The sequence below is a fragment of the Vibrio sp. Y176 genome (genome assembly GCF_033438945.1).
On the sequence record NZ_JAWOQS010000001.1, the window covers coordinates 540477 to 551340 of the forward strand.

Here is a 10864-nt window from a genome sequence, read left to right on the forward strand (position 1 = left end):
TCGTACACCCTCAACTTTTCATCCTTTTTTACTAACATTTTTCTTTAAAAATAATTTGAGTTCGAATTAATTTTCAGGCATTTTATATTTAACTAACCGTTCAATTAAAAATAACAGGGACGCAAAATGCCAAAGGTGGGGATGCCTGAAATCAGAAAACCGCAGCTTGTGAAAGCGACAATGTCAGTGATTGATAGAGTCGGTTTACACGCGGCGAGTATTTCGTTAATCAGCAAAGAAGCCGGTGTATCAACGGGGATTATCAACCACTATTTCGGTGGTAAGCACGGATTGCTGGAGGAAACGATGCGCGAAATCTTGCGTCAGCTTTCGTCCACTATCACACAGAAGTTACGTGAGCTGCCAAGTGATGCTCATCACCAAAGAATTAACGCCATCATTGACGGTAACTTTGTCGGCTATCAGGCAGAAAACCAAGTTGCTAAGACTTGGCTGGCGTTTTGGTCGTACTCAATGCATGACGAGCAGCTCAAGCGTTTACAGCGTGTCAACGAACGACGTTTATTGTCCCATCTAAGAAAAGAACTCAAAGCATTATTAAATGCAGAGCAGGCTGAATTGGTTGCTCATGGTATTGCATCACTTATTGATGGAATTTGGTTGCGCGGAACGCTCAACCCGCAAGGCATTGATGCAGAAAGAGCGAGAATCATCATCAACGATTATCTCGAAAAACAACTTACGTTTTATTCTGAAAAAATATAAAAGTTACAGGTCTTCAAAATGGAAATGAAAGCACACTATATCAATGGTGCGATGTACGACGGGTGTTCAGATGAACACTTCACCACTTACAATCCGGCGAATGGTGAGCCATTGGCCAACATTAAACAAGCGAACCAAGACGATCTTCAAGCAGCGATTGAATCGGCAAAAAAAGGTTTTGCTGCATGGTCGGCGATGACTGCGATTGAGCGCAGCCGTATTTTACACAAAGCCGTTGCCATTTTACGTGAGCGTAATGACGAGCTGGCTGCATTGGAAGTGGCAGATACTGGTAAGCCCATTCAAGAAGCTATCGCGGTTGATGTCACAACAGGTGCCGATGTTCTTGAGTACTACGCTGGCCTTGCTCCAAGTCTACAAGGTGAACAGCAGCCACTCAGCGACGATCAGTTTTTCTATACACGTCGTGAGCCATTGGGCATTTGCGCGGGTATTGGCGCTTGGAATTATCCAATTCAAATTGCGATGTGGAAATCGGCGCCAGCACTGGCTGCGGGCAACGCAATGATCTTCAAGCCATCAGAAGAAACACCATTAACGGCGCTTAAGCTCGCCGAAATTTATTCAGAAGCGGGCATGCCAGATGGCGTATTTAATGTCGTGCAAGGGGATTACCGAGTAGGACAGATGCTAACGGCGCATCCTGATATCGCAAAAGTGTCATTCACAGGTGAGTCAGGCACCGGTAAAGTCGTCATGAGTGACAGCGCTAAGACACTAAAACAAGTAACGATGGAGCTTGGTGGTAAGTCTCCACTGATTATTTTTGATGATGCGAAGTTAAACGATGCCGTTTCTGCGGCCATGGTGGCGAACTTCTACACCCAAGGTGAAGTTTGTACGCACGGTACACGCGTATTTGTCCATGAAGGTATTTATGACGACTTCATCGCACAACTTAAAGCCCGAACCGAGCTGTTAGTCGTCGGCGATCCGCTTGATGAGAACACGCAAATTGGCGCGCTAATCTCTAAAGATCATGAATCGAAAGTTCTAGGAGCGATTGAAGCCGCGAAAGCGAGTGGCGCGACGTTACTGACTGGCGGCTACAAAGTAACAGACAATGGCCTAGCTAATGGTAACTTTGTTGCTCCAACCGTATTTGTCGATTGCGATGATGACATGAGCCATGTTCAACAAGAAATCTTTGGCCCGGTAATGTCAGTTCTGAAATTCCGCGATGAGTCGGAAGTGATTGCGCGTGCAAATGGCACAGATTATGGCTTAGCGGCAGGTGTATTCACTCAAAACCTATCTCGTGCGCATCGTGTGATCCATCAAATTCAAGCGGGTATTTGTTGGGTGAACACATGGGGTGACTCACCTGCGGAAATGCCAGTTGGCGGCTACAAGCAATCAGGTGTTGGCCGTGAAAACGGAGTCGAAACCCTTAAACATTACACACAAACGAAGAGTGTTCTGGTTCAGCTAAGCGACTTCGAAAGCCCTTACAAATGATACTACTCATAGTAGATAACTGACCACTTTAGCTTGTTAAAATGCTCGATAACTACGTTGTCAATTTTGATTGTAGGTTAACTACTTATCAAAATTTCCGCCTTGTTCTCAAGCATTTTTCCTACGCTAATTTCGTTCACTTATCTACGGTGATTAGTATTAACTCCTAGGAGAATAAAAATGCAACAACACTACGATTACATCATCGTCGGTGCGGGTTCGGCCGGCTGTGTGTTAGCGGATCGCTTAAGTGAAAGTGGTCAAAATTCGGTCCTATTACTCGAAGCGGGTGGGTCGGATAAAAGTATTTTTATCCAAATGCCAACGGCGCTTTCTTACCCGATGAACACTGAAAAATACGCGTGGCAGTTTGAGACGGTTGAAGAGCAAGGGTTAGATGGCCGTCAACTTCATTGCCCTCGCGGAAAAGTTCTGGGTGGTAGCTCATCTATTAACGGCATGGTTTACGTTCGCGGACACGCTTGCGACTTTGACCAGTGGGAAGAGGAAGGCGCGAAAGGCTGGAACTATCAGTCGTGTTTGCCTTATTTCCGTAAAGCAGAGTCTTGGATTGGTGGTGCTGATGAATATCGGGGCGATCACGGTCCAGTCGGCACATGTAACGGCAACGATATGAAGCTCAACCCGCTGTACCAAGCTTTTATTGATGCAGGCAAAGAAGCGGGCTACCCAGAAACAAAAGATTACAACGGTTATCAGCAAGAGGGCTTTGGCCCAATGCATATGACGGTCGACAAAGGCGTACGCGCTTCAACCTCTAATGCATACTTAAGCCGTGCTAAAAAACGCAAAAACTTCACCCTAATGAAGAGGGTGACGGTTCATCGAGTTTTATTAGAAGAAACTGGTGCAGAAGGCAAGAAAGCGGTAGGTGTTGAATTTGAAAAGTCAGGTTCAATTCAGCAATGTTTTGCGAATAATGAAGTGATTTCGAGTGCGGGTTCGGTTGGCTCCGTTCAGCTGTTGCAGCTTTCAGGCATTGGCCCTAAGGCAGTATTAGAAAAAGCGGGCATTGAGGTGAAACACTCGTTGGAGGGGGTAGGTAAAAACCTGCAAGATCACTTAGAAGTGTACTTCCAATATCACTGTAAACAACCTATCACGCTCAACAGCAAATTAGGTTTGGTGAGCAAGGGCTTGATTGGCACTGAGTGGATATTAACTCGCAAAGGCCTTGGTGCTACTAACCACTTTGAATCGTGTGCGTTTATCCGCTCTCGTGAAGGACTAAAGTGGCCAAATATTCAATATCACTTCTTGCCAGCGGCAATGCGCTATGACGGGCAAGCTGCTTTTGATGGTCATGGTTTCCAAGTGCACGTTGGACCTAACAAGCCAGAAAGTCGCGGGTCGGTCGAAGTTGTCTCTGCGAATCCGAATGATAAGCCGAAGATTGAGTTTAACTACATTTCCACTGAACAAGATAAGCAGGATTGGCGTGATTGTATTCGCCTTACTCGCGAGATCCTCAATCAGCCAGCCATGGATGAGTTTCGTGGGGATGAGATCCAACCCGGTCTGAACATCACAACGGATGAACAGATTGATGAATGGGTGAAGCAAAACGTCGAGAGTGCTTACCATCCATCTTGTACCTGCAAAATGGGCGCAGATAACGACCCATTAGCCGTCTTAAATGAGCGATGCCAAGTACGCGGTATTCAAGGCTTGCGTGTGGTGGACTCTTCTATTTTCCCAACCATTCCGAACGGTAATTTAAATGCGCCAACGATTATGGTGGCAGAACGCGCCGCGGATATGATTTTGGATAACGCCCTAGAAACGTCGAACAACGTACCAGTTTGGATTGCACCGGACTGGCAAGAGATGCAACGAATGCATCCGCCAAAAAGAGATCTCGATTCGATCTCATAAAATGAAAAAGTCAGTAATCATTACAAGGAATTCAACATGTCTAAGATGACAAAAATCTTCTCAACAATTGCACTAAGTACTTTAGCAACAGGCGCTTACGCCAACCAATGTGAAACGGTTCGTTTCGCAGATGTAGGTTGGACTGACATCACTGCGACCACTGCCGTTACATCAGAGTTACTTAAAGGGTTGGGGTACAAAACGAAGACCGATCTTCTGTCTGTGCCTGTAACTTACTCCTCTATGGCTAATGGCGATATCGACATTTTCCTAGGTAACTGGATGCCAACGATGGAAGGTGATATCGCGAAATACCGTGATGCAGGTACTGTTGAAACCGTACGCGCGAACCTCGTTGGCGCAAAGTACACGCTAGCTGTTCCAAAATACGTTTATGACGCAGGCGTAACCAACTTCGCTGACCTAGTAAAACATGCCGACAAATTTAAAGACCGCATTTACGGCATTGAACCAGGAAACGATGGCAACCGCTTAATTCAGTCAATGATTGATAGCAACGCATTCGGCCTAAAAGATTTCAGCCTAGTTGAGTCCAGTGAAGCTGGCATGGTGTCTCAAGTATCACGTGCCGCACGCCGCAATCAATGGATTGTGTACCTAGGTTGGGCGCCGCACCCAATGAATAGTAACGTTGAAATGGAATATCTAGCGGGTGGTGATGACTTCTTCGGTCCTAACTACGGCGGCGCGAACGTCTACACAAACGTACGTAAAAATTACCTCGCTGAGTGTCCAAATGTAGGCCAGCTAGTGAAAAATCTAGAGTTTAACCTAGAAATGGAAAATGAACTGATGGAAGCGATTCTTAACCAGAAACAGAAGCCATCAAAAGCAGCGCAAGCATGGTTGAATGCAAACCAAGAGCAAATTGAAGCGTGGCTAGAGGGCGTGAAAACGGTAGATGGCCAAGATGCGCTAACAGCTATTACAAACTACTTAAAAACAAACGCTTAATAAGCAGTATTTGACTCGTTTTTTTAAAAGAAAGTGGGCAGAGTTTTGCCCGCTTCATTAACACAAAGGTTTTATTTTGAATTTTATTACGGACAACAAACTACCGTTGGGCCAATGGATGGAAACTGGCGTCGATTGGTTAACCATCAATGCATCGGGTTTTTTCGATGCAATCTCTATTACACTTGAAACGATCATTCTTTTCGTGGTGGACATTTTTAAATGGATGCCACCTGCAGCGCCAATCATTATGACGGCGGCAATTGCTTGGTTCTTACATCGCAGCATTCCTCTTGTCGTATTTATCGTGTTGGCCTTACTCGCAATTCTCAACCTTGGTTACTGGCAAGAAATGCTGGAAACCTTTGTCCTTGTGTTTGCAGCGACAACGATTTCCGTATTAATTGGCGTGCCGTTGGGCATTATGGCGGCGCACCGTCCTTGGTTATACACCTTGTTGCGGCCAATACTCGATTTGATGCAGACCGTACCGACATTCGTTTACCTAATTCCAACCTTGGTTCTGTTTGGCTTAGGTATTGTCCCTGGTCTAATCTCGACCATCATTTTCGCTATCGCTGCGCCAATTCGATTGACGTACCTCGGCATTATTAAAGTTCCGGAGGAGCTACTTGAAGCGGGTAAAGCATTTGGTGCCAGCCGCATGAAGCTACTGTTTAAGGTGGAGTTACCTGCGGCATTGCCAAGTATTATGGCTGGCGTTACGCAGTGCATTATGTTGTCTCTGTCTATGGTAGTCATTGCGGCGCTTGTTGGTGCTGATGGACTTGGTAAACCAGTCGTACGCGCACTGAATACGGTAAACATCTCGCAAGGTTTTGAAGCGGGTTTAGCGATTGTACTCGTTGCCATCATTCTTGATCGCTTGTGTAAAGCACCAAACCAGAAGGAGGCATAATCATGGACGCTATTACTATTAAAAATCTTGATGTCGTTTTTGGTCAGCAACAAGCACAGGCGCTAGCACTACTAGATCAAGGGAAGTCTCGACAAGAAATCATTGATGAAACTGGCCAAGTGGTTGGGGTTGATAATGTTTCGCTGAACGTGAAACAGGGTGAGATCTGTGTCTTGATGGGGCTTTCAGGCTCGGGTAAATCAAGTTTGCTGCGAACGGTTAACGGATTGAACGATATTTCTCGTGGCTCTCTGAAAATTAAAGATGGCGACGATATGGTTGAGCTCTCTAACTGTGACGAACAGAAACTGCGCCACCTTCGTACGCACCGCGTGTCCATGGTGTTTCAGAAGTTTGCATTGATGCCTTGGTTAACGGTGTTAGACAATGTAGCGTTTGGTCTAGAGATGCAAGGCATTGGTAAAGCAGAGCGTCGTAAAAAGGCGCGTGAACAGCTCGAAATGGTCGGTTTATCTGAGTGGGAAACCAAATTCCCGCACGAGCTTTCTGGTGGTATGCAGCAGCGTGTTGGCCTAGCGCGAGCGTTTGCGATGGACACTGATATCTTGTTAATGGATGAACCGTTTTCAGCGCTTGACCCATTGATTCGTGCTCAGCTTCAAGATGAATTGATTCTGCTGCAAGAAAAGCTAAACAAAACCATTCTTTTTGTGAGTCACGACTTGGATGAGGCGCTTAAAATCGGCAACAACATCGCCATTATGGAATCAGGAAAGCTGATTCAACATGGCAAGCCAGAACAGATCATTCTTGCTCCAGAAAACGATTATGTGGCGGACTTTGTTGCTCACACTAATCCATTAAATGTGCTGAAGGGACGTTCCTTAATGCGTGACGATTTGGTTCGCGAAGATACGCGTGTTCTGATTTGCCCTGACAAAGATATTTGGGTGATACAAGAGAGCAAGGGGTTAAGTTTAGCGGATAAAGATAAATCGTTGATTCAATGGAAGAGCGACTCTTCGAACCTTGACGAAGTTAATGAAAACTCTCTGGTTCAGGTTAGCCCAGAAATCAGTATGCGAGAAGCGATTGAACTTAAACAGCGTAGCAATCAACCTCTGCTTATGGTTGAAGATAATAAACTGGTTGGTGTGTTGAGCGACAATGAGCTTTACGATGCATTGCTTGGTAATTTTAAGTCAGAGCAAGTTGCGTAAAGTTGACGCAGAACCAAGTAAAAAAGAGCCGCATTAATGTGCGGCTCTTTTTAGTTTAAACAATGATTTAAGTCGCTAAGCTAAGACAATGGTCGACTATAGAGTCGTAATTACGTCATCCATTGCAAGGCGCGCTTTTGGAAGACCATGATTATAATCTTCCCCATCTTTATGGTAGCCAATCGCTAGCGCAACTTCACAGATATGGCCCTCGAGCTCTTCTTTAAACTCTTCTCCAATCAGAGCAGGATCGACACCTTCCATCGGTGTTGAGTCAATGCCTAGTCGTGCCAATGTGTGTAGTAGGTTGCCTAGTGCCAAATAGACTTGTGCTTTTGTCCAGTTTCCGTTGAAGCCATTTTCGTCCGTATTTGCATCGGCAAAAGCGTAAGCACCCATAAAGTTGTTGTACATCTCCGCTGGCAAGTGGCCAGATGTTACTTCTGCATCCACACGTTTCGCAAATTTCTCTTTAGTAAATTTAGGATCGTAAGCAAACAGAATCGTATGTGATGCGGCTTTCGCGTGTGGTTGGTTAAACTGGTGCATATTTGCAAACGTATTGTGGAAACGTTGCTTCGCTTCATCACTTTCAATAACGATGAATTTCCATGGTTGTGAGTTGATAGAAGACGCCGACAAACGCAGTGCTTCTTTGATTATCGCCATGTCTTCTTGAGAAACGCGCTTGGTTTCATCATATTTTTTTGCAGTGTAACGGTTATTTAGATCGGTAATGATTTGATGGGACACGTTTATATCCTCTTTATGTGATGACAGATGAGGATGCACTAGCATCGACAACCATGCGTACCTCGAATATGGGTTCATGATAATGGATATTTTTTCATTGATAAGAGGGTGTTTATTTAAATCACTTTTTACTTTTTGTTGAAAATCGATGTGAGTTGATCGATTTGAAACTTAAAAGTCCTTATTTGGAAGCTTTTATTTGATATTAAATTAAACTCATATTGAGGCGTAGGGGAAAGCAACATGAACGTGATTGAAGTTTTTAATGATAGCTATGAACGTTGTACTTCAGATCAGGAGTTTTTCGACTTGTTCTACAAAAATTTATGGTCGAAAAGCGCCAACTTTAGACAGAAGTTTGACGGTATAGACATGTACCAACAAGTGAGAATGCTTAGAGGGTCTATCGTGTTTTTTATGATGGCAGATACCTCGACCGAAGCGCACAAAATGGTGGAAAAGTATGGGAAAAAGCATGCAAGTGCCGAAATTGGTATAGAGCCGCAGGATTTTGATGTTTGGCTTGAGAGTTTGTTAGAAACGGTTCGACAGTGTGATTCCGGGTACGATGCCGATGTTGAAACCGCTTGGCGAACATGCTTTAAAACGGGCTTAGAAGTAATGAAACAAGAATGTGATAAAGAAGATGGGCACTTCCTTAAAGCGAGTACCAAATAAGGAAGTAACGTGAGTGGCCGTTACTTCCTACGGTCAGAACCTTACTTATCTTGTGTCTCTTTATTCTTTTTCACCGCTTCGGCGATATCACTGACAGCTTCGACAAGATTGATCGGCATTGGAAAAATAATAGTGGATGTTTTGTCTGTAGTGATTTCAGTGAGTGTCTGCATGTAACGTAATTGCAGTGCATTCGGTGCTTCGTTGAGCATTTGCGCTGCTTCTTTTAATTTATTTGAAGCCTCTAACTCACCAGTAGCGTGAATGATCTTCGCCCTACGGTTACGTTCTGCTTCTGCCTGACGGGCTAGGGCTCTGACCATGCTGTCATTTAAATCAACATGTTTGACTTCAACCGTAGCAATCTTGATTCCCCAGTCATCAGTCTGTTGATCGAGAATGGATTGTAAATCCTTATTGAGGCGTTCTCGCTCTGATAGCAATTCATCGAGTTCATGCTGACCCAATACCGAGCGCAGCGTGGTTTGTGCTAACTGACTGGTGGCATCGCTGTAGCTTTCAATATTGTTAATCGCCATTTGAGGATCGACTACGCGAAAATAAACGACCGCGTTGACGCGCACAGAAACGTTATCTTTTGTAATTAAGTCTTGTGTCGGCACATCCAAAACGACAGTACGTAAATCAACCCTCACCATTTGCTGAATAAATGGGATAAGGATGATCAAACCAGGTCCTTTGACTTCTTGAAATCGACCAAGAAAGAACACAACCCCACGTTCGTATTCTCTCAAAACCTTGAACATTTGGGTCGCTAGTGCGAACAGCAGCACCACGATCACCGCAACGGTATAGAGCATCATAAAGCGCCTCCTATTTATTTTGGCGGTCATCAGGCATCACAGTTAAGGTCAGCCCTTTAACATTAACAATGGTGACGTGATCACCTTGTTTGAATTGTTGATGGTCTTTGGCTTTAGCTCGCCATAACGCACCGTTGAGTTGAACGCGTCCTTCGCCATCGATAAAGTCATCGCTTACCACAGCGACCTTCCCAGGGTAAGTCTCTAAACCCGTCGTTACACGCCGGCGACGAATTTTGAGCAGCAGGCCGACGGTCAGCACGATTAGAGCCACGGAAAATATGGCAATACCAAAAATCAAAGGAAGGGCGATCTGGAATCCTGGTAACTCACTGTCCATGAGAAATATCGAACCGAGTACAAAGGCGACAACGCCGCCTAAGCCCAAAATACCAAAGCTCGGGCTGAATGCTTCCGCTATCATTAGTGCAATACCGAGTAACAGCAGACCAAGACCTGCGTAGTTGACGGGCATCATTTGTAGTGCGTACATGGCAAGAAGCAGACAAATCCCACCTAGCACACCGGGTAAGCCAATTCCTGGGTTGTAAAATTCAAGAAGTAAACCGTAGATGCCGATGAGCATTAGAATGTAGGCAACGTTTGGATTGGTTATAACGGCTAACATTTCTGCTCGCCAATCTGGCGTTCTTTCAACCCATGTTGGATTTTCAAGTGACAATGTCACAGTGCGATTGTTTACTTTAACTGTTTGCCCATCTATGGCTTTGACTAAGTCCTCTGGCGAATTGGCTATGTAATCGATCACGTTTAATTCTAATGCTTCTGTTGCATCCAAGCTCGCCGCTTCGCTTACTGCTTTCTCTGCCCATTCTGCATTTCGTCCATGAAGTTTTGCTAAGCCTTTAATGTAGGCTTTGGCGTCGTTAATTACCTTTTTCTCCATTGCGGTTTTAGCGGGAACTTTCTCTGAGCTTTCGTTGGTTCCTTCTGGCGTTTCTTCCGCGTTTTGATCTTTGCCATCATCCGATGAAGGAGGTTGAGGCGTACCACCTAACGCGACGGGCGTTGCAGCTCCGAGGTTTGTCGCTTCAGCCATGGCGGCTACGTGACTAGCGAGCAAGATGTATGTTCCTGCACTGGCAGCTCTAGAACCAGATGGGCCGACCCAAGTTGCAACGGGAGTCGAGGAGGTGGTAATCGCGTGAATAATATGTCGCATTGCGCTATCTAAGCCGCCTGGTGTGTCCATCTCTAAGATCACTAAACTGACACCGTTTAGTTGAGCTTCTTCTATTTCACGAGATAAATAGTCGCTAGTAGCAGGCCCTATAGCGCCTTTGACAGGAACAATCCAAACGGTATTCGCCAGTGCTTGACTGGCAATCAAGAGTAAAGGTAAGAACCATATCCATAGTCGTTTCATGCAGTCCTCCTTGTGTGGTCACAGGGACTTTTTGAAATCCTAATTC

10 protein-coding genes are annotated in these 10864 nt (G+C 45.1%); 7 read left to right on the forward strand and 3 right to left on the reverse strand.

Annotated features, from left to right (window positions below):
* The first annotated feature begins 126 nt into the window (after window positions 1-126).
* From betI to choV, 6 genes are all read left to right on the forward strand, one after another.
* On the forward strand, window positions 127-726 hold the full coding sequence (gene betI, locus R7O13_RS02400; RefSeq protein ID WP_017820329.1) for a transcriptional regulator BetI: 600 nt from the start codon (window positions 127-129) through the stop codon (window positions 724-726).
* A gap of 18 nt (window positions 727-744) precedes the next feature.
* Complete coding sequence (gene betB, locus R7O13_RS02405; RefSeq protein WP_025767886.1) at window positions 745-2205, forward strand: betaine-aldehyde dehydrogenase; 1461 nt, start codon at window positions 745-747, stop codon at window positions 2203-2205.
* 180 nt (window positions 2206-2385) lie between these two features.
* Complete coding sequence (gene betA, locus R7O13_RS02410) at window positions 2386-4101, forward strand: choline dehydrogenase (protein ID WP_005373209.1); 1716 nt, start codon at window positions 2386-2388, stop codon at window positions 4099-4101.
* Window positions 4102-4137: 36 nt separating this feature from the next.
* A complete protein-coding gene (locus tag R7O13_RS02415) occupies window positions 4138-5076 on the forward strand; it encodes a choline ABC transporter substrate-binding protein (protein ID WP_005382646.1) in 939 nt (312 codons plus the stop codon).
* Window positions 5077-5152: 76 nt separating this feature from the next.
* Window positions 5153-5995 carry a choline ABC transporter permease subunit gene (gene choW, locus R7O13_RS02420; RefSeq protein ID WP_005392552.1) on the forward strand — a complete coding sequence of 281 codons (843 nt, stop codon included), beginning with the start codon at window positions 5153-5155 and terminating at the stop codon, window positions 5993-5995.
* A 2-nt stretch (window positions 5996-5997) separates the two neighbouring features.
* Entirely contained in the window at window positions 5998-7176 is a 1179-nt protein-coding gene (choV, locus tag R7O13_RS02425) for a choline ABC transporter ATP-binding protein (RefSeq protein WP_042523602.1), read from the forward strand.
* 96 nt (window positions 7177-7272) lie between these two features.
* Here the strand turns inward: choV and R7O13_RS02430 are convergent, their stop codons facing one another.
* Window positions 7273-7929: an NAD(P)H-dependent oxidoreductase gene (locus tag R7O13_RS02430; RefSeq protein WP_042523604.1), complete on the reverse strand. Its 657-nt coding sequence runs from the start codon at window positions 7927-7929 to the stop codon at window positions 7273-7275.
* Between the two features lie 243 nt (window positions 7930-8172).
* On the opposite strand from R7O13_RS02430, the gene R7O13_RS02435 reads away from it, so the two are divergent.
* Window positions 8173-8607 (forward strand): globin, encoded by a 435-nt coding sequence (locus R7O13_RS02435; RefSeq protein WP_213869859.1) that lies wholly within the window; start codon window positions 8173-8175, stop codon window positions 8605-8607.
* A gap of 41 nt (window positions 8608-8648) precedes the next feature.
* Here the strand turns inward: R7O13_RS02435 and R7O13_RS02440 are convergent, their stop codons facing one another.
* Both R7O13_RS02440 and R7O13_RS02445 read right to left on the reverse strand, forming a co-directional pair.
* Window positions 8649-9431, reverse strand: coding sequence for a slipin family protein (locus tag R7O13_RS02440; RefSeq protein WP_005373196.1), 783 nt, complete (start codon window positions 9429-9431; stop codon window positions 8649-8651).
* Between the two features lie 10 nt (window positions 9432-9441).
* Window positions 9442-10818: an NfeD family protein gene (locus tag R7O13_RS02445; RefSeq protein ID WP_206954253.1), complete on the reverse strand. Its 1377-nt coding sequence runs from the start codon at window positions 10816-10818 to the stop codon at window positions 9442-9444.
* Between the last annotated feature and the right edge of the window lie 46 nt (window positions 10819-10864).